Annotated in this window: 16 protein-coding genes; 6 read left to right on the forward strand and 10 right to left on the reverse strand. The window is 37.1% G+C overall.

The annotated features are described in order from the left end of the window. The first annotated feature begins 21 nt into the window (after positions 1-21). Positions 22-876, forward strand: a complete 855-nt coding sequence (locus GFU89_RS05185) for a nucleoside phosphorylase (RefSeq protein ID WP_318846140.1) — start codon at positions 22-24, stop codon at positions 874-876. 270 nt (positions 877-1,146) lie between these two features. On the opposite strand, the gene GFU89_RS05190 is transcribed toward GFU89_RS05185, so the two are convergent. The 4 genes from GFU89_RS05190 to GFU89_RS05205 form a co-directional block, all read right to left on the reverse strand. Next, positions 1,147-1,908, reverse strand: a complete 762-nt coding sequence (locus GFU89_RS05190) for a hypothetical protein (RefSeq protein WP_318846141.1) — start codon at positions 1,906-1,908, stop codon at positions 1,147-1,149. After that, positions 1,905-2,333, reverse strand: coding sequence for a MarR family transcriptional regulator (locus tag GFU89_RS05195; RefSeq protein ID WP_318846142.1), 429 nt, complete (start codon positions 2,331-2,333; stop codon positions 1,905-1,907). The genes GFU89_RS05190 and GFU89_RS05195 overlap by 4 nt, the downstream gene beginning before the upstream one ends. 349 nt (positions 2,334-2,682) lie before the next feature. Further along, complete coding sequence (locus tag GFU89_RS05200) at positions 2,683-3,960, reverse strand: hypothetical protein (protein WP_318846143.1); 1,278 nt, start codon at positions 3,958-3,960, stop codon at positions 2,683-2,685. Between the two features lie 255 nt (positions 3,961-4,215). Continuing rightward, positions 4,216-4,773 (reverse strand): DNA-3-methyladenine glycosylase I, encoded by a 558-nt coding sequence (locus GFU89_RS05205; RefSeq protein WP_318846144.1) that lies wholly within the window; start codon positions 4,771-4,773, stop codon positions 4,216-4,218. A 139-nt stretch (positions 4,774-4,912) separates the two neighbouring features. Between GFU89_RS05205 and GFU89_RS05210 the strand changes: the two genes are divergently transcribed. Next, positions 4,913-5,212 carry a hypothetical protein gene (locus GFU89_RS05210; protein WP_047384507.1) on the forward strand — a complete coding sequence of 100 codons (300 nt, stop codon included), beginning with the start codon at positions 4,913-4,915 and terminating at the stop codon, positions 5,210-5,212. Between the two features lie 120 nt (positions 5,213-5,332). After that, positions 5,333-6,142 (forward strand): enoyl-ACP reductase, encoded by an 810-nt coding sequence (locus tag GFU89_RS05215; protein WP_123940030.1) that lies wholly within the window; start codon positions 5,333-5,335, stop codon positions 6,140-6,142. A gap of 227 nt (positions 6,143-6,369) precedes the next feature. Here the strand turns inward: GFU89_RS05215 and GFU89_RS05220 are convergent, their stop codons facing one another. The 6 genes from GFU89_RS05220 to GFU89_RS05245 all read right to left on the reverse strand — a co-directional run bounded on the left by GFU89_RS05220 (position 6,370) and on the right by GFU89_RS05245 (position 16,874). Further along, on the reverse strand, positions 6,370-7,809 hold the full coding sequence (locus tag GFU89_RS05220; RefSeq protein WP_318846145.1) for a glycoside hydrolase family 30 protein: 1,440 nt from the start codon (positions 7,807-7,809) through the stop codon (positions 6,370-6,372). A 40-nt stretch (positions 7,810-7,849) separates the two neighbouring features. Then, positions 7,850-8,659, reverse strand: a complete 810-nt coding sequence (locus GFU89_RS05225; protein WP_318846146.1) for a glycoside hydrolase family 16 protein — start codon at positions 8,657-8,659, stop codon at positions 7,850-7,852. Positions 8,660-8,730: 71 nt separating this feature from the next. Further along, a complete protein-coding gene (gene bglX / locus GFU89_RS05230; RefSeq protein WP_318846147.1) occupies positions 8,731-10,953 on the reverse strand; it encodes a beta-glucosidase BglX in 2,223 nt (740 codons plus the stop codon). Between the two features lie 9 nt (positions 10,954-10,962). Continuing rightward, the gene (locus GFU89_RS05235; RefSeq protein WP_318846148.1) at positions 10,963-12,387 is read right to left on the reverse strand and encodes a glycoside hydrolase family 30 protein; all 1,425 of its coding nucleotides are present in this window, start codon (positions 12,385-12,387) and stop codon (positions 10,963-10,965) included. Positions 12,388-12,390: 3 nt separating this feature from the next. Continuing rightward, on the reverse strand, positions 12,391-13,941 hold the full coding sequence (locus tag GFU89_RS05240; protein ID WP_318846149.1) for a RagB/SusD family nutrient uptake outer membrane protein: 1,551 nt from the start codon (positions 13,939-13,941) through the stop codon (positions 12,391-12,393). Between the two features lie 11 nt (positions 13,942-13,952). After that, positions 13,953-16,874 (reverse strand): TonB-dependent receptor, encoded by a 2,922-nt coding sequence (locus GFU89_RS05245; protein WP_318846150.1) that lies wholly within the window; start codon positions 16,872-16,874, stop codon positions 13,953-13,955. A gap of 176 nt (positions 16,875-17,050) precedes the next feature. On the opposite strand from GFU89_RS05245, the gene GFU89_RS05250 reads away from it, so the two are divergent. The 3 genes from GFU89_RS05250 to GFU89_RS05260 all read left to right on the forward strand — a co-directional run bounded on the left by GFU89_RS05250 (position 17,051) and on the right by GFU89_RS05260 (position 20,347). Beyond that, a complete protein-coding gene (locus GFU89_RS05250) occupies positions 17,051-18,235 on the forward strand; it encodes an MFS transporter (RefSeq protein ID WP_318846151.1) in 1,185 nt (394 codons plus the stop codon). A 16-nt stretch (positions 18,236-18,251) separates the two neighbouring features. Then, complete coding sequence (locus GFU89_RS05255; RefSeq protein ID WP_318846152.1) at positions 18,252-19,040, forward strand: NUDIX hydrolase; 789 nt, start codon at positions 18,252-18,254, stop codon at positions 19,038-19,040. Between the two features lie 128 nt (positions 19,041-19,168). Next, positions 19,169-20,347, forward strand: coding sequence for an acyl-CoA dehydrogenase family protein (locus GFU89_RS05260; protein ID WP_077414460.1), 1,179 nt, complete (start codon positions 19,169-19,171; stop codon positions 20,345-20,347). Positions 20,348-20,418 lie beyond the last annotated feature (71 nt).

A 20,418-nucleotide genomic window follows, 5' to 3' on the forward strand; every position in this document is an offset into this window, starting at 1 on the left:
AAAACAAAAAATATACATATTATGCTAAACAAACTTGCTGCCTCAGAACTTGTTCTGAATGAAGACGGAAGTGTATACCACCTGAATCTTTTACCTGAAGATATTGCTGACAAAATCATCCTTGTGGGTGATCCTGACAGAGTGGCAAAAGTTTCAAAATACTTTGATACGGTAGAGATCAAAAAAAATAAAAGAGAATTCTATACGCATACAGGAACGCTTCGTGGAGAAAGAATTACTGTAATGTCTACTGGTATTGGAACAGAAAACATCGATATCGTGATGAACGAACTTGATGCTTTGGTGAATATCGATCTTAAAAACAAAGAGTTTAAGACTGAGCACAAAGCCCTTGAGTTATTCCGTATGGGAACTTGCGGAAGTGTAAACCCTGATGTACAGGTTGATAATATGCTGGTTACTCAAAATGTAGTAGGATTAGACGGATTGATGCATTTCTATCAGGATTACAATTTCGAAAATGAGTTTTCTAAAAACTTCTTAGAAAAATTCCCTTACGAAAAAATCAAACCGATGCTTTACTTCTCAGATTGGGCTGAAGAAATGGGTGACTATTACAAAGATGCCAAATACCACGGAAATACAGCAACATTCCCGGGGTTCTATGCTCCACAGGGAAGACAGCTTCGTTTAAAAGCAGTAGATGATCAATTCTTAGAAACATTGAACGATCTTGGAATCACCAATTTCGAGATGGAAACTTCTGCAATCTATGCGCTTTCAAAATTATTAGGACACAAAGCAATTACTGTAAACAACGTTATTGCCAACAGAAGACGTGGTGAGTTCTCTGCAGACCACCATGCTTCTGAGAAAAACCTTATTGATTGGGTATTGGAAAGAATTATTAAGTAATTATTTTATTGATATAATAAAAACCTCTGGAAACAACTTCCGGAGGTTTTTTATGTTTTGGCTAAAGCCATTCCATTGAACTTGATTTTGCTGAGTTTTGAGTCTTTCACAATGAATAAAACGACCCATTCAGCTTGTGATTCCCTAGGAATCCAAGTACACAACTTTTAAAAATAGCGTAGAGATTCCTGCGGAATGACAAAGGTGTCAATAGAAATTTCGTAAACAAAATAGGTTAAAAGTAAATGATCAATGATACAAATGCCAGGATCACATATGAAATCTTCTAGGATCCGGATACTGAAATGTATAATCCAATTCTGAAACCAGCTTTGAAGACAGAACCTTCTTCCCTTTCACTTCAAATTCTTCTTCATCAGGGATATTTTTCTGTGCATTAATCACCTGACTTTTTGCAGGATGGATAGGAGCTGTAACATTATAAAGTTTTGCTTCTGCTTTACTTTCAATCATTTGTGTGATAATAGCACTGATATCAGCATAATGAATATGATTCACGGCATGATCAAGATTTCCTACATTATAGTTTTTCAGAAGTCTGTTGTCTCCCATTAAGCCTCCTAATCTCAGAATATTGAGCTGAGGATATTTGTTTCTCAACATTCTTTCTCCCGATACATTTTCCAATGGAACATCTTCTTCTGTAAAATCTTTTGGAAGATCGGGATAAACTCCTGTGGAGCTCATCAGAAACATCTGCCCTTTAAAATCACCGATAAATGCTGATAAATTTTGAATTCTGTTATATAAAGAACTTACACAGCAGCTTTTTTCAGAAACCGGAATGGTAATAATCAAAACATCACTATTCTTAATTTCGTCCCATTGAGAGATAGGTTCTGTCAACTGATAGTCAGGGAAGGAAGCTACTACAGCATTCATTCCTTTGGTATTCAGGTCGCGGGCTTTACTTTCTGTTGTTGTCGTTACAGATAGTGTATATTTTCCGGATAAGGAAGAGGCTATTCTCTCTCCCAGCCAGCCATAGCCTATAATTCCTATTTTCTTCATATTTTGGATATCGGTTGAATGGATAATATTTCGTCTAAGGAAGCACTCAATTGAGTTTTCACATCATCACTCAGATGCATACAGCTTTGAACCGCCACAGGTATATGCTTCGCTCTTTCTTTCAGTTTTGTTCCATTTTCTGTAAGGTTGATCAGTACTACTCTTTCATCTTCAGAGCTGCGGGTACGGATAATCAGCCCGTTTTTTTCCATACGTTTCAGAAGCGGAGTCAATGTTCCATTATCCAGATGAAGGTGTTCACCGATCTTTCCGATATTCATTCCACCATGCTCCCACAAAACGATCATTACAAGATATTGAGGATATGTCAATGAAATTTCATCCAGATAAGGCTTATATAAACCTGTAATATACCGGGAAACAGCATAGGTTTTAAAACATAAATGTTCTGATAAAGGAATCATTTTCTTTTTTAATGAACAAATATAGTTTATTTATTTTGTGCACAATATTTTTGTTTGCAATATTTATTTTATTCAAATGGCCTGAGAATTAAAAGCACTTTATGAAAGCAAATATATTTTTGTGGGACTCTATTTCTGGCTTGTATCTACGTCATCATAAAGAAAGGTTTTAATGGAATAACCCCGCTTTCTTTGGCTTTTTTTCCTTTGTATCTCATTATAAGGAATGGCTGGCAAAATGTCCGCAAGGAAAGCCGCTCCTGAAAACTCATTTAAAATCTTATAACCAAAAAGGACCTCCAACAGGAAGTCCTTCACACCATATCAACTATAATAAAAACTTATTATTTTAAAACTCATTGATCATCACATAAAAATGTCCGGAATACAAGCTATTGGCGCTTCCTGAAATATTAGTAAGATTAATTGTAATACTTGATGTGGAAGTCATCCTAGGATTCGAAATAGAGAATGACGAATTTCCTGCAAAATCTCCTGCCGGAGAAACCACCACAGCAGCTCTTGTAGAATTTGGCTGATATCCCGAAGGAACCGGAATTTCTATTGTTGTAGATTTTCCCGAAGGCAAATTATTGATGGATATTCCCGGCCATGCTTCAAAACTGATCTGATTTTTCTGCACACTTCCTTTTTCTCCCAATTTGAACTGTCCGTTTATATCCAGTTTTGCAGAGATATTCGGAGTACTTGTACCAATCCCTACATTGGCATTGTTATTTCCCAGAACAATAGCATTGGCCTGTGAAGTAGCTGCTCCATATCCTACTGCTGTTGAATATTGTCCCAATGCGTTGGCTTCTGAGCCTAAAGCTGTTGAGTTCTGACTGTTAGTTACTGTATTATATCCTAAAGCTGTTTCACTATTTGTATTCGTTTTTGCATTAAATCCTAATGCGATAGACTGAAACCCGTCTGCTGAAGAATTATTTCCGACTGCAACAGATTCGTTACTGCTGGTTTGGGCATGAAATCCTATTGCTGTAGATCTGAATCCAGCCGCTGCCGTCTTATTTCCCACTGCCAAAGCTTCATTTCCGGAAACTACGGTTGCACTTCCAATAGCTATTCCCATAAATACTGAACTTGCACTTCCAATGGCAATACCATTTTGTCCTCCATTTGATCCTATTCCCAGGCTTACAGAGTTGTCAACCCCCAGTCTTCCTGCTGTCAATGCATTGACTTTAAATATCAAATCATCATATGTTTTTGTCCCTAAAGCCAGCGTTGTATTCGCTCCTCCATAATTTCCCACATTTGTTCCGGAAAGGTTCCAGTTTGTTCCATCCTCTACCTTAGTGGTAGTGCCACCATTTGCCAAAATTTTATTCCATTTTGATTCAAACCAATAATAAAATCCAATTTCTGTCAATGTTCCATTACCATTATTCCACACGATAAGTCCATCTGCCGGTGAAGGTACGGTAACATTGTCTGTTGTTGATACCAACGCAATACTGGGAAGAAGTACTCCTTTATCATTGGCACTGATATGAAGCATAGCAGACGGATTCGGATTCGGTAATCCAATCCCAACCTGAGCATATATAAAACAAGTGAAAAATAATAAAAGAAGAGTATAAGGAAGTTTATAGTTTTTATGCATTACCTGCGATTTTCGAGGATGCAAATATACAAATTTTTAACAATACATTGGTTTTATTGAAAATTTCATAATTAAAAACACTTTCAAGTGATTAAACCTGAATTTACTCACAAAACAATGAAATCTGTTTAAATATAAACAAGTTATAAACCACAGTATTTATTAGCTGTTCCAACAATCCCTGATTTTATGCTTAATTATTTAAATTATAATATCAATAAAAAAAATCACTAAATTTTGAATAAATAACAACCATTACATTCTGGTAAAGCAGTCTTTTATGTGGTCATTTACCATTCCGGTAGCCTGCATATGGGCATAAATTACTGTAGAACCCACGAATTTGAACCCTCTTTTTTTAAGTTCTTTGGATATAAGATCGGAAATTTCTGTTGTAGCTGGAACATCAGCTAAAGTCTCGGGACTGTTATCAATGGGTTTTCCACCTGTAAAGTTCCAGATATAGTTAGAAAAACTCCCGAATTCTTTCTGAATTTCCATAAATTGCTGAGCATTGGTAACCGCTGCCAGAATTTTAAGCCTGTTTCTGATAATTCCCGGATTGTTCATTAATTCTTCGATCTTCTTCTCCGAATAGGCGGCTACTTTTTTATAATCAAAATGATCAAAAGCTTTCCTGAAATTTTCTCTTTTAGACAAAATAGTATACCAGCTCAATCCGGCCTGAAAGCTTTCAAGAATAAGAAATTCAAATAGTGTTTCATCATCATACACGGGTCTTCCCCACTCTTCATCATGATACTTTCTGTAGAGGTCATCTTTTTTGCACCATCCGCATCGTACTGTTTCCATAATTATCATATTTTATAGATTAAAGTTACTATTGATTTTGAAAATTATAACAAAAGATTATGAAAAGTTTAACAAAGAAGCTCTGTTTTAGGAATAGTTATTGTTTAATTACTGATACCAAACTAAAATTTATACTATTATGAACAATTCAGAGTACAACAAAGCGGAAAATGCAGTAAACAATGTAGAAAATTCTTTACAAAATGCAACGGACAAAGCCAAATGGAAAATCAATGAATTGGCAGACAAGGCTAAAGATTATATCAATGAGAAAAGAGATAATGATCAGGAAGCCAGCCAGGAAGACTGGCTCGACAGGGTAAAAGCTAATGTATCCGATGCCTGGGAGGATATCAAGGATAAAGCAGATGAGGCATGGGAAAAAACCAAAGATGCGGCAGAGGATGTAAAGGCAGAGTGGAATAAGAAAACCAATTAGTATTTCAGTCATATAAATATTTTCAATAAAATGGAGTCTTAAATTGATAAGGCTCCATTTTTTATTATGTCATAACCACAATTATTGCTACATTTGTATTATAATAAACATTAAAAAATTATGTCATACGGTTTACTTAAAGGCAAAAAGGGAATTATTTTTGGAGCCCTTAATGAACAATCTATCGCATGGAAAGTTGCTGAAAGATGCCATGAGGAAGGTGCTGAATTTATCTTATCCAATGCTCCTATTGCTTTGAGAATGGGGGAACTTAATGGATTAGCAGAAAAAACAGGTTCTGAAGTAATAGCAGCAGATGCTACTTCTATAGAAGATCTTGAAAAACTTTTTGATGCCGCTGTTGCAAAATTTGGAAAAATCGACTTTATCCTTCACTCTATCGGAATGTCTATCAATGTAAGAAAAGGAAAACATTATACAGAAATGAACTACGATTGGTTGGAAAAAGGTTGGGATATCTCAGCTGTTTCTTTCCATAAAGTAATGCGTGTGGCTTGGGAAAAAGATTGTATGAACGAATGGGGAAGCATCCTTGCACTTACTTATATTGCTGCTCAGAGAACATTCCCGGATTATAATGATATGTCTGATAACAAGGCTTATCTTGAAAGCATTGCAAGAACTTTCGGAAACTATTGGGGTGAAAGAAAAGTACGTGTAAATACGGTTTCTCAGTCTCCTACAATGACTACTGCAGGCAGTGGTGTGAAAGGTTTTGGAGGATTCCTTGGATATGCAGAAGATATGTCTCCTCTAGGAAATGCTACAGCTCTTGAATGTGCAGACTATTGCGTTACCCTTTTCTCTGATCTTACGAAGAAAGTAACTATGCAGAACCTTTTCCATGATGGTGGTTTCAGCAGTTCAGGAGTTACTCAGAAAGTGATCGGTAAATATGATGTTGAATAATATCATTTATCTTAAAAAATAACGAGCTGATAAAGTTTCGTTTATCATACATAACCCCCATGAAGCTTTTTCATGGGGGTTCTTTTTTCTTGAAACCTCATCTTTTATCAGTTGAAGCCAACAGCTATAAAAAGGCTTTCATTAAATTGAATGTCTAAGCTGTATAAAATAAACCCGGCGGCCTCAGAGAGGCCGCCGGATCTGTCAAAAATAATATTAATATGATATTACAAAATTACGGTCTGTATAGAGTGTGCAGGAGCATTCAGCTTGGCAGCCTTTCCTTCTATCCATAGATTGGTTTCAATATCATTGTCTGAATCATTCATGATCACAGTTACCAGCTGTCCGTTTTCATTCATAAAAGCAGAAGACGTCAGCGCAGCTCTGTTGGAAGAACTTCCGATTCTCTGAGCATTCGGTTTGATATATTTTGAAACATGGCCTATATAATAGTATTCATAGGTATAAAACACCTCTCCTGTTTTGGTATCTGCAATAATCGGAGCAAAGCAGAAGTTTCCTTTATGGTTTGGCCCTCCGGTTTCATCCAATAGAATATTCCAGTCTGTCCATAAAGCATTTCCTTTGTTGAAATCATTCAGCATATTTTTGCTGTAAAGCTCACCCAGACTTACATCATAGATCTTATCCATACTGAACTGTTCTTTACATCCTTCTGTAAAAGCCAGGAACTTATCAGGAAAAGCTCTGTGCGTTTCTGCCAGGTTATCAAAAAGCTGGGTTTTATTATTCCATGTTTCATACCAGTGATACCCAATCCCGCTGGCATATTTTGAAGTTTCCGGATCGCTTAGTGTAGTGGTTGCTCTTTGATAAATAAGGTCTCTGTTGTGATCCCAGATCATTACTTTTTTATCTTTATATCCGTTTTTCCAAAGCGTTGGTCCAAGGTTCTTTTTCAGAAATTCTCCTTCTTCTTCAGCAGTGTAGATACATGATTCCCAGCTTTGGGTAGCCATGGGTTCGTTTTGGACAGTCAGTCCCCATATATTAATTCCTCTTTTTTCGTATTCTTTAATGAATTTGATATAATAATCTGCCCATGTCTGATAGTATTCATTTTCCAATCTTCCTCCTTTATACAAACTTTTGTTTGATTTCATCCAGGCTGGCGGACTCCAAGGAGAGAAATAGAAGGTAAAATTATTCCCGATCGCTTTCTGGGCTTCTTTAATCATCGGAATTTTATACTTTTCATCATGAGCAACGTTGAACGTCTTCAGGGAAGTATCATTATCCTCTACATAGGTGTAAGAATCACTGGAGAAGTCGCAGGAGTTCATATTGGTACGAACTACAGTGTAACCCAATCCGTTTTTTCCAAAATAAGCATCCAGGATTTCTTTCTGCTTGTTTTTTGGCATTTTATAAAAAGTTTCTGCTGATGCATCTGTGATAGCACCACCAATCCCTATCAATTTCTGATATTTAAAATTGGGAGCCACAAAAATACAGGCTTCTGTTTCTTTAGGCTGACCAAACTGTTCAAATTTAACGGCTCCTTTATCCACCATCTTCTCATTCGACTTCGAGTTGGTAAGGATTACCTTAGCTGTTTTTCCTGCATTCTTTTTCCAATAATTCTGAGCATTGACATTGATGACAACGCCTACTACAAAACAACTTACAATTAGTTTTCTCATGATTTTTTTTCTATTTTTGGACCTCTTGTCCTCATTTTCATTATTTATTCTGATAGACTCTTACGTAGTCTATGTAATACTTCTGTGGAAAAATAGAATCATCAATTCCTTTTTGGCCTCCCCACATTCCACCTACCGCGAGGTTTAAAATGATATAGTAAGGTTTGTCAAAGGGCCATGCTTCATTATTTTTTTCTTTATTTACATAGGTGAAAAATTTTCGGTCATCAATATACACATCAATCTTTTCCGGTGTCCAGTCTGCTTTATAGACATGAAACTTTTCGCTGGCATCTTTCACAAACAGTGTATCTGTTTTCTGTGTCCCCTGGATATGATTGTATTTTTTTGTGTGAACGGAAGCATGTATATATCCCTGATTAAAACCCACGTGTTCCATAATATCCAGTTCACCATCATCCGGCCATTTCTTCATATTCTCGCTCATCATCCAGATTGCCGGCCAGGTTCCTCGGCCTTCGGGAAGTTTTGCTCTGACTTCTACTGTTCCATATTGAAAAGCGAATTTCCCTTTGGTTAAAAGTCTTGCGGAAGTATATTTATTGTTTTCCCAATTTTCTTTTTTAGCCTCAATGATGAGATTACCTTTTCCCATTCTGGCATTCTCAAGCCTTTCCTTGGTATAAAACTGAGCTTCTTCATTTCCAAAACCACTTCCTCCGGTATCATAATTCCATTTTAATGAATCCGGAAGTCCTTTCCCGTTAAATTCATCATTCCAGATCAGGGTTCTGCCAGAATCAGGTTTGTGCGAGGCACAGTTCAGAACAGAAAGGAAGAAAGTTCCTGCTGCACATATTCTGATGATATTTTTAGCTTTGAGATGCATAGGTTTATGTTTTGGCTAAAGCCATATTCAAAATCTTTTATTAAGCGGGCTAAAGCACGCTCCTATTTAATTTATTTTGTCCAGTTGATTCTTTTTGTCTGGACATGTTGAGAATCAGTTCCAATCATAATATCAAATTCTCCACTTTCCCAGTCAAAATTCAAGTTGTCATCAAAGAACTTCAGGTCTTCTAGTGTCAGCTTAAAATCGATCTTTTTGCTCTCTCCTTTTTTGATGAATATTTTCTGGAAACCTTTCAGTTCCTTTACAGGTCTTACTACTTTACCAAAAAGATCCCTGATATAAAGCTGAATGACCTCTTCTCCATCATATTTTCCTGTATTGGAAACGGTCACATTGATATTCAGAGTCTGATTTCCTGTAAGGCTTGTTGAACTTAATACCATATCAGAATATTTGAAATCGGTATAGCTTAAACCATATCCAAACGGGTATTTTGGGTCATTATCAAGGTCTATATAGGCTGAAACATAGTTTCTGTCTGTATTATTTTTTGCAGGTCTTCCCGTATTGTAGTGATTGTAATACACCGGAATCTGCCCTTCTGTTCTTGGGAAACTCATCGGAAGCTTTCCTCCAGGATTCACAGTACCAAACAGAACATCTGCAATAGAGTTTCCTGCTTCAGTTCCCAACCACCATGTGTACACAATTGTTGGAATATTATCTGCTGCCCAGTTGAAAATAAGAGGTCTTCCGGCATTAACCATCAAAATGATTGGCTTTCCTGTTTTTGCAATTTCTTTCAATAAGTCTTCCTGAACTCCTGTAAATCCAATAACACTACGGCTTTTCGCCTCTCCGCTCATCGCATGTCCTTCTCCCAATGTCATAATCACCACATCTGCTTTTTTTGCCGTTTCTATAGCTTCTGCAAATTGGGTTTTATCCTGATCATCGACATTACAGCCTTTTGCGTAGAGTAAAGTGGAGTTTTTATCAAGCTGGTTTTTAATTCCGTCAAATTGTGAAACGATTCTTTGGTTGTCATCTTTGAATGCAATAGACCAGAAACCGTGATTAGCTACTGTTTCTTTTCCGAAAGGGCCTATCAGTGCAACTGTTTTTGTAGTTTTTGAAAGGGGAAGAATATTTCCCTGGTTTTTAAGAAGAACAATACTTTTTGAGCCAAATTCTCTTCCGAATTTTCTGTTCTCCTGATTATTGGTCTGCTCTTTCTGTCTTTTTTCATCGCTGAATCGGTAAGGATCATCGAAAAGACCCATTTCGAATTTCTTGGTTAAAATTCTTCCCGCTGCATCATCTACCAGTTTTGGATCTACTTTTCCTTCCTTAACCAGTTTTGGAAGTTCTGCCATGTAGACACGGCTTTCCATATCCATATCGCTTCCGCCCTGTATTGCTTTTTCAGCCGCCTGGCTGGCATCTTTAGCATAGCCATGAGGAATCATTTCCCCGATGCTTCCCCAGTCTGAAACCACAAACCCTTTATAGTTCCATTTTCCTTTTAACAGATCTCTCTGAATATATTGGTTGGCCGTTGCCGGAATTCCGTTGATATCATTGAAAGAGTTCATAAAAGTAGCTACTCCTGCTTCAGCAGCAGCTTTGAACGGAGGAAGATATGTTTCATTGAGTTGTCTGAGACTCATATCTACAGAATTGTAATCTCTTCCACCTACCGCAGCTCCATAAGCCGCGAAATGTTTTGCACAGGCCATCACAGCATCAAGACTTCCCAAACCCCTGCCCTGAAATCCTTTAATTCTTGCCAATCCTATTTTTGTTCCCAGGTAAGTATCTTCTCCGGAACCTTCCATTACTCTGCCCCATCTCGGATCTCTGGCAATATCCACCATTGGAGCAAACGTCCAGTGAATGCCATAGGCAGCGGCTTCTGTTGCAGCAATTCTTTCTGATTTTTCTATCATTCCCAGGTCCCAGCTTGCTGCCTGTCCCAGATTTACAGGAAATGTTGTACGGTACCCATGGATAACGTCCTGACCGAACAGCAAAGGAATTCCCAGCCTTGACTGCATGGCCAGTTTCTGAAATGCTTTCGTCTCTTCTGATCCTGCCACATTCAGCATAGAACCTACTTTACCTTTTTTAATTTCTTCTAAAACGGCTGCCGAATTAGATTGCTGAGGTCCTGTAGCATATTCAAACCCGCTGTACTGAACCATCTGTCCTACTTTTTCCTCAAGGGTCATTTTAGACAGCAATTCTGCTACTTTCTGATCAATGGTTTTCTGTCCGTAAGCATTCATTCCCAATGCGGAAAATGCCAGTAAGAAATAAACTCTTTTCATAGTATCAAATTAAAAAATATAGGTTGCTGTAGAACGTCCTGAAATTCTTACAGCAGCGGTTTTCCCGACAAATTTAATATTAAAATTCTCATCTGAAGGGTTATCGTTCTGCACAATTAAAACTATTTTCCCAAATTGAGTCTTAAAAGCAGCAGTGGAAAGTTTATCAGTCTGTGTGGAAGCGATACGCTGAGAACCTGCAGGAACAAATTTAGAAGCGTGTGCAATAATATAGTAGGCAACATTTCTTGTGAAATTTTCACTGTCAGACACGGTAATTGCTCCTTTACACTCTGTACAGCCTCCGTCTGTATGCGGCGCATATTTCGGATCGTTGGCAAGGTTCCATTCCAGTGCAATCTTACTCCAGTTCCTCATAGATCCGATGATTACATTTTTCGTATGCCAGTTCAGGTCTTCGGTAAAAGTTCCTTTGGATCCTGTCCATTGTTCGGTAAAGTATAAATTCTTGTCCGGAAAAGCATCATGTACAGTACTTAGTGCTGAAATATCTCCTTCATATAAGTGAAAAGCAGATCCATCAATATACTGACTGGCTTCGGAATCTTTTAAAATATCAATGGCATATTCAGGTTTGTTGCAGTTGTGATCATAAACCACGATTTTAGTGGTAATTCCATTAGCTTTAAAAACCGGGCCTAAATGATTCTTAATAAAATCTCTCTGTTTTTCAGATGGCATATACAAACTGGGATTATTTCCCGGATGCAGAGGTTCATTCTGTGGCGTTACAGCATTAATGGTAATCCCTTCTTTTTCCATTCCCTGAATATATTTTACAAAATATTGAGCATATGTTCCATAAAATTCAGGTTTCAAACTTCCTCCTTTTGATTTACCATTATCTTTCATCCAAACTGGCGGTGACCATGGCGCTGCAATGATTTTAACAGAAGGATTGATTGCTAAAATTTCTTTTAACATAGCAATCAGATTTTTATCTTTTGCCAAGCTGAATTTTGAAAGAGAAGGATCAGTCTGTCCTTCCGGCAAATCATCGTATGAAAATACTTCACCATCGAGATCGGAAGCTCCTATACTTAGTCTTAAATAACTGATAGAAATTGAGTTTTTGTTGTTTCCAAAAAGCTCATTAAGCAGTGCTTTTCTTTTGGAAGGCGACAATCTGTTGATTACCTCAACACTTCCTCCTGTTAATGTATATCCAAAACCATCAATATATTGAAACTTTTGAGAATCGTCAATTTCAATATTCTGAAAGCTGTTGGTATTATTTACAAATTTAGCAGAGGTCTGCTGTTGCAATTTTACACTCCCATCACCTTTTGTAAGCCAGTACTGAACTTCATTTCCTTTGTTGAAAACAACTGATGTGCATGACAAAGAAAAAAGGGCCACACCACTAAGCAGTGCGGCACCTCTAAAGAAACTATATAAGTTGTGAAACTTCATGTTTTAGTATCCAGGATTTTGTTTTAAAACTGTATTCGGCAATTCATTGAACGGAATTGGAAGAATTTCATTTTTATTGGCTTTAAATCCTTTGAAGGCAAGTTTAGAAGGGGCATCTCCCCATCTTACAAGGTCAAACCATCTGTGCCCCTCACCTGCAAGTTCTCTTCTTCTTTCGTCTTTAATAGCCTGTAAAGAAACCGGAACTGATGTTAAGCCTACTCTTGCTCTTACCGCATCTAATAAAGCCTGGGCTCTTGCTCCTGCTCCACCTAAGGCTTCTGCCTCCATCAGATAAGTATCTGCTAATCTTATTGCAATATAATTCTGACGGAAATTCAGTTCTGCCGGTCCTGGAAGTGAACTTTTTAAAGCATTTGTAGGTAGATATTTATTTAAGAAATATCCTGTATCAGCAAAGGCTGGACTGTAAGTAATTTTACCATCTGTCACCAGTTTTTTTGCATTGAAAACGGTTACATCCAGTCTTGGATCTCCCTGCATGAAAGTAACAAAATTCTCTGTTACGGTATTAAATGCCCAACCTGAATAGATATCAGGTGCATTATTATTCGGGATATCTTTTAGTGAATAAGAACGAGGTCCTACCATTACATTGATAGAGTTTCCTTCATCTTTACCCTGCCCCCAGAATCCCCAATCGGAGTTTCCTTTATTGGTATGCATTACTTCTAGGATAGATTCTGTTGAAAACTTGTACGGATCCGATAATTCAGGACCTACTTTAAATAAGTCTGCATAATTAGCTACCAGTTTATATCCATATTGGCTGGTTCCTCCGGGAGTGCCATTTACCTCAGTGAACTGTGCTGCTGCTTGAGGCATTTTTTTATCATAAAGATAAATTTTACCTAAAATAGCTCTTGCAGTTCCCTGTGTGATTCTTCCTTTATCATTCCCACTTGATACCATCATCAGATCCGGAATGGCAGCATTGATATCGCTTTCTATCTGAGTATAAACATCACTAGGATTAGCCTGTGGAATATTCCAATAATTATCATCAAACTTTACGGATTTAAGAATTAAAGGAATATTTCCAAACATTCTTAACAGTTCGAAATAATATAAAGAACGAAGAACTTTTGCTTCTGCGATATATCTTTTTTTAATATCATCACTCATATTAGCTCCCGGCACTCTTTCTATTAAAAGATTGGCACGGGCAATTCCCTGATAATAATCTCTCCAGTAGCTGGCAGGCATGGTATTAGGGTTAATCATATAATTGTTCAGTCCCTGGATACCTGCTCCATCATTAGAATTTCCTCCTCCGGAATAGAAATCATCAGATCCTGCATTAAAGAAAGTAACGCTATTCTCAAATCCGCCTGAATATTTTCTTAAAAGATCATATACAGAAACCAATGCACTAAAAGATTGCTGTTCATTCTGAAAATACAAATCAGTGTTAAAAGATCCTGAATTCTGTACATCATCCAGATAGGAATCGCTGCAACCCATATTGGTAAAACTCAGACCTGTCAGAAATGCAACGGCAAGTCCTTTATATATAAAATTCTTATTTTTCATTTTGTTAATCATTAAAATTGAATATTAGCTCCTATCAGGAATGTTCTTGCCTGTGGATAGTAAGCTCTGTCTACCCCAATAATATCCTGTTCAGAATTGTTTCTTCCTGCAATTTCCGGATCATATCCGGTATATTTTGTGAAAGTAAGCAGGTTTTCTCCCGTAATATACAGTCTTACTTTGCTCATTCCGAAACGTTGGGTAACATCCTTAGGAATGGTATAGCCTAACTGAACAATTTTCAAACGGACATAATCACCTTTCTGAAGGTAGTAGCTTGACATCCATGAATAGTTGTGGTTAGGGTCATTACGGGTAACTCTTGGGTTATCATTGGTAGAACCTTCACCTGTCCATCTGTCTAAGATTCTTGTCTGATAATTGGCATCAAGCATATCTAATCTTCTCAGACCTTGGAAAATCTTGTTACCAGCCTGTCCCTGTGCAAACATCATCAAATCAAAATTCTTATAATTAAGATTTACGGTAAGTCCAAAAGTATATTTTGGGATAGAACTTCCCAGGTTTACTTTATCTTCGTCATCAATCTTACCATCCCCATTGTTGTCCTGCCAGATAAAGTCTCCCGGTTTTGCATCAGGTAGTAATTTTACTCCGTTGGCATTTACATAATTATCAATTTGTGCCTGATTCTGGAATACACCGCTATAAGTCTGTCCGTAAAATGATCCGTATGGCTGCCCTACTTGTACTCTGGAAACCGCTCCCATGGTCTGGAAGGAAGCCAGATTGAAGTATTTAATATCATCTTCTAATCGAAGAACCTCATTCTTTATTGTAGCGAAGTTTCCATTAATCGAGATACCGAAGTCTTCCCAGTTCTTTTTATATCCTAATTCAAGCTCCAGACCTGTATTCTGCATATCTCCTACATTCGACCAAGGTAAATTCGGAACTCCTACATAACCAGGAATATTGATCTGTCTAAGGATATCTGTTGTTTTCTTTTTATACCAGTCGGCAGTAAGAGTGAAATTATTGAATAATTTTAAATCTGCAGCAATATTAAGCTGACTGGTCTGCTCCCATTTCAGGTTTGGATTTTCCAATGTACTTGGTGCATAACCAATGATGATATTATTACCTGAATTGGTATAGTTACTTCCAGAAACCATGAAACTCGCAAATCTGAAGTTATCCATCTCATCATTTCCTAATACTCCGTAACCTCCTCTTAGTTTCAAATTATTAATCACTTTATTCTCCGGCCAGAAGTTTTCTTTATGAACATTCCATCCAAGAGACATCGAAGGGAAAGTTCCCCAATGCTGATTGGTCGCAAATTTTGAAGAACCATCTCTACGAATTGTTCCTGTAAATAAATATTTGTCTGCATAATCATAAATGATTCTACCAAAATAAGATGCTTTACGGGTTTGAATTCCATCCCATCCTGTTGCAGTAATATTATCTTGTGGAATATTGAAATTGAAGGAAGCATCCTGCCAATTATCAATAGGAAGGTTACTATATGTCAAACTAGTCCCGCCTGCAATGTTATATCTGTAAACTCCCTGACCAATCATAATGTTGATATTATGATCTCCAAATTTATTCTGATAGGTCAGCGTATTTTCCATACTCCATTCAAACTTATTCTCATCCACCTTATTCAAACTGTTGAAGCTGGTATTGTTATAATTAGGACTTAAATAATATTTTGGTGTAAAAGAGCGGCTTCCCCAGTAGGATTTCTTACCGTTCAGGCTGGTTTTAAATGTAAAGTGATCGAGAAACTTAAGCTCAGCAAAAACATTTCCTACGAAATCATCAGACCAGCTATAATTTCCCTGCTGTATATGACGGAAAGCCTGCGGATTGGTCATTTCCTGATTTACATATCTCGAAATTCCATAGGGACGACCTTCAGAATCACGAATAATATACGGATTGGTATAGCCGCTCGGGTCTACCATAGACCAATCTGTTACAACAACAGGAGTGGTAGGATCCAGATTAACTGCTGATGCCAGCGGCCCTCCGTATTCCTCATTTGCACTTACTCCCTGAGATTTTACATGGGTATAAGCAAAAGTTTGACCTATTGTCAGATAGTCTGTAACTTTATGTGTTGAGTTGAATCTTGCATTGATTCTTTTGTAATAAGAAATATCGCTCAATACAATACCACTCTGATCAAAATATCCAAATGATGTATAGTATGTTGATTTTTCATTACCTCCAGTAATGCTTACTTCATGAGACGATTTTTCACCTGTCCCAAAAATAGCATCCTGCCAGTTGGTTCCTTTTCCAAATGATTCCGGATTGGTAAATCTGGGAGCTTGTCCATCATTAACGAAGCCTTCGTTGATAATTTTAGCATACTGCGTAGCATCCAGAAGGTCCAGTTTTTTTGAAGCATTTGAGAAACCATAGAACCCATTGTAAGAAAGAGTCAGTTTTCCTTTTTTCCCTTTTTTAGTAGTCACCAGAATTACTCCTTTTGCCGCGGAAACTCCATAGATTGCCGCTGAAGCTCCATCTTTTAAGACTTCAATACTTTCAATATCAGACTGGTTAAGCCATCCGATATTGTCTACAACAATACCATCTACTACCCACAAAGGACTGTTGCTTCCAGCCCCAAAACTGGTAATACCTCTTACACGTACAGTGGCAGCAGCTCCTGGCTGTCCGGAATTGGTCACTACAGAGACTCCGGCTGCCCTTCCCTGTAATACCTGTTCCGGTTTACCGGATGGAATATTTTCAATATCGCTGGCTTTAATACTTGCTATAGCTCCTGTTACATTACTCTTTTTCTGAGTACCGTAACCAATCACTACAACTTCGTCTATTTTGTTTTCTTTAGCAATCGTGTCCTTCGCTTTGGTAGTCTGGGCACTGAAGTTGGCCGTAAAATAGAGGACGGCAACCACTCCTACGCTTCGTGATATTCTTACATTCATATACAGTTATTGTTTAATTCTCAAATTGAGACAATAAAAATATATTTTTTTTCAATTAATTAACATTCTATTCACAAATATTTTAATTTTTCTTTTATTTTTCAGGGTTAGAAGCCCTATCTTCGCATCAATATTTCATAAAAATTCAAAAAAAAACAATAAAGAAGTCTCCCAAAATGATCATCAAGCATTCTAAAATTTCTCTTCCGTTAAAACTTACCTTTCTTATTTTTTCAATGGTTTTGAATTGTATGGGACTTATTATTCTGCAGTTATCTGAAGAGAAAATCACTTACGGAGAACTGGGCTTTTTAGAATCCTTTAAAGACTTACCTATTGCCTTTATTTCTCTTTTTGCGGTAAGCTTTATCAACAAAACAGGAACGAAAAAAGCATTGATTTCAGCTCTGGTCATTGTTGGAATCTGTTCATGCCTGCTTCCATTTATAGAGGTTTTCTGGTTTTTCAAATTATGGTTTGCCATCATCGGAGCCTGTTTTGCGATTGGTAAAATCTGCGTTTTCGGGATTATCAGGAACAATATTTCGGATGAAAAATCGCTGGCAAAGACGATGAACAGTGTGGAAGCTTCTTTTATGATCGGAATTTTTGTAGTCAATACCTGCTTTGGATGGGTAGTATCAAGTAAATACTCTGAATATTGGAAGTTTTGCTTTTTATTAATCGCGTTTTTATCGGCATTAACTATATTCTTGTTATCAAAAATTACAATTTCTGAATCCAAACCTTTGGAAAATAAAAGTGTATTCTCTGAACTTTCAGGGTTTGTAACTCCTTCTATAGCGTTATTCCTTGGTGTTCTCTTTTTTATTGTGTTTGTAGAACAGGGATTCAATTCATGGCTTCCTTCATTTTATAAAAACCATTTGAAGGTTAACTCATTTTTTGCTCTTCAAGCCACCTCTTTTCTTGCTGTATTTTCGTATCTGGGAAGAACGATAACAGCCAATATTATCAGAAGATTTTCATTACCCACTTATTATATTTCATGTATGGCCTTCATTATTACCCTATTGATCATTATTGTAGGAATACAGTATTTTGAATCTGCAAATTCGAGAATCATTCTTTTCTTATTTCCGGTCATTGGGTTGTTTTTATCTCCGCTCTACCCTGTGATCAATTCAAAGATGATCGCGCAGGTCGACAAAGAGAGGGTTACTCTTTTCACCTCTCTTATTGTTATTTTTTCATCCCTTGGAAGCTCTGTAAGTTCTATTATTATGGCAGTTCTGTTTGAAAAACAATTATTAAATTTTTATCCATTATATATATTATTTTTCGTTATTATTCTTTTTGTTACCAGTTTGATCTTTTTTAACGTTTCAAAAAGAAAATAGTTTTATTTTTACTGCCATGAAAATCAAAGACACAAAAAGTAAAGAAACACTTCGGGAACTTATTGATACCAAAGATTTTGTTGCCCATATCTCTGTGGACTGTACTATATTCGGCTTTCATAATAACATTTTGAAAGTTCTTCTTTTAAAGTATCACGATCTGGATTTATGGTCACTTCCGGGTGGTTTTGTTTTCAATGATGAAGATTTAAGGGAAGCAGCAGCAAGGGTTTTATTCGAAAGAACACATCTTAAAGATATATTTCTGAAACAATTTCATACGTTTGGAAGAATAGACCGTACTGAAAATAATGTTCATCAGATTCTTCTTAACAATAAAGGAATTGAAGTACCGGAAGATCACTGGATTTTTCAAAGATTTGTCACGGTAGGTTATTGCAGCCTTATTGATTTTTCAATGGCCAATACTTTCCCTGATGCCTTCAATGAGAGTTGTGAATGGTTTGAGGTAAACAATCTACCCAAGATGGCTTTCGATCACGACAGAATCATAGAAACCGGGTTAGAATACCTGCGGATGAATATCAATACAGAGGTAGCGGCCAGTAATCTGCTTCCTGAAAAGTTTACGATGAAAGATCTTCAGTCTCTTTATGAAACCATTTTAGGCCAAAAATTCCGAAGAAATAATTTCCAACGCAAAATTTTAAGCTTAAATATTCTCGACAGACTGGAAAAATTGTACGATGGCTCCGCCAATAAAGCACCTTATCTGTATAAATTTAAAAGTAAGGTTCACAATTCTACCAATCAGTATCCTATCTCCAATGATGAGGAGGCTTAAAACACCGAATTTATCCCATTAACAAATAAAAAGAGCATTATCTACCTGAAAACCAATCCAAAGATAAGTTTTCAAAAAAATTTTCAGGACACCACGAAAAATGTTACTTTTAACCAAATCAAAAAATCATGTCATATTATCCTCTTACAAGCATCCCTGATTATTATGGAATTGATGCTTTACTTACTGAAGAACACAAACTCATCCGCCAATCTGTAAGAGACTGGGTTGAAAGTTTTGTAATGCCGCAGATTGATCAGGCCGCTCAAAATCATACAGATATCCCTAATCTTATGAGAGAATTGGGGAAAATCGGAGCACTGGGACCTTATATCCCGGTTGAATATGGCGGTTCAGGATTAGACCAGATTTCTTATGGTCTTATTATGCAGGAGTTGGAAAGAGGAGATTCTGCAGTACGTTCTGCTGCTTCAGTTCAGAGCTCGTTGGTGATGTTTCCTATCAATGAATTCGGTTCTGAGGAACAGAAAATGAAATATCTTCCTAAGCTTGCTGCCGGAGAAATGATTGGTTCTTTTGGATTGACAGAGCCTAACCACGGTTCAGACCCAAGTTCTATGGAAACTTATTTTAAAGATATGGGAGACCATTATCTTTTGAATGGAGCTAAAATGTGGATCACTAACTCTCCTCTATGCGATATCGCTGTGGTATGGGCAAAAAATGAGGAAGGAAAAGTACAGGGATTAATTGTTGAAAGAGGAATGGAAGGATTCACTACTCCTGAAACTCACAATAAATGGAGCTTAAGAGCTTCAAAAACCGGAGAATTGGTATTTAATGACGTAAAAGTTCCGAAAGAAAACCTTCTTCCAGGGGTAACAGGACTGAAAGGACCTTTATCTTGTCTGAATTCTGCTAGATATGGAATTTCATGGGGAGTAATTGGTGCAGCTATTGACTGCCACTGTACTGCTGTTCAATATTCTAAAGAAAGAAAACAGTTTGGAAAACCAATTGGTTCTTATCAGCTTCAGCAGAAAAAACTGGCTGAATTCTTAACAGAGATTACAAAAGCTCAGTTATTATGTCTTCAGTTAGGAAATCTTAAAAATGCTCACAAAGCAACTCCGGCTCAAATCTCTATGGCTAAACGTAACAACGTTAATATGGCTATTGAAATTGCCAGAGAATCAAGACAAATCCTAGGTGGTATGGGAATCATGGGTGAATTCCCAATGATGAGACACGCTGCTAATCTGGAGTCTGTGATCACTTATGAAGGAACGCATGACGTTCACTTGCTGATCACTGGTCTGGATATTACAGGAATCAACGCTTTCTAAAAAAAGATAAAATATAAATAAAAGAGTCTGGCCTTCGGCCAGACTCTTTTATTTTACTCACTTTACAGAGA

Source organism: Chryseobacterium sp. JV558 (assembly GCF_033712365.1).
Classification (GTDB): domain Bacteria; phylum Bacteroidota; class Bacteroidia; order Flavobacteriales; family Weeksellaceae; genus Chryseobacterium.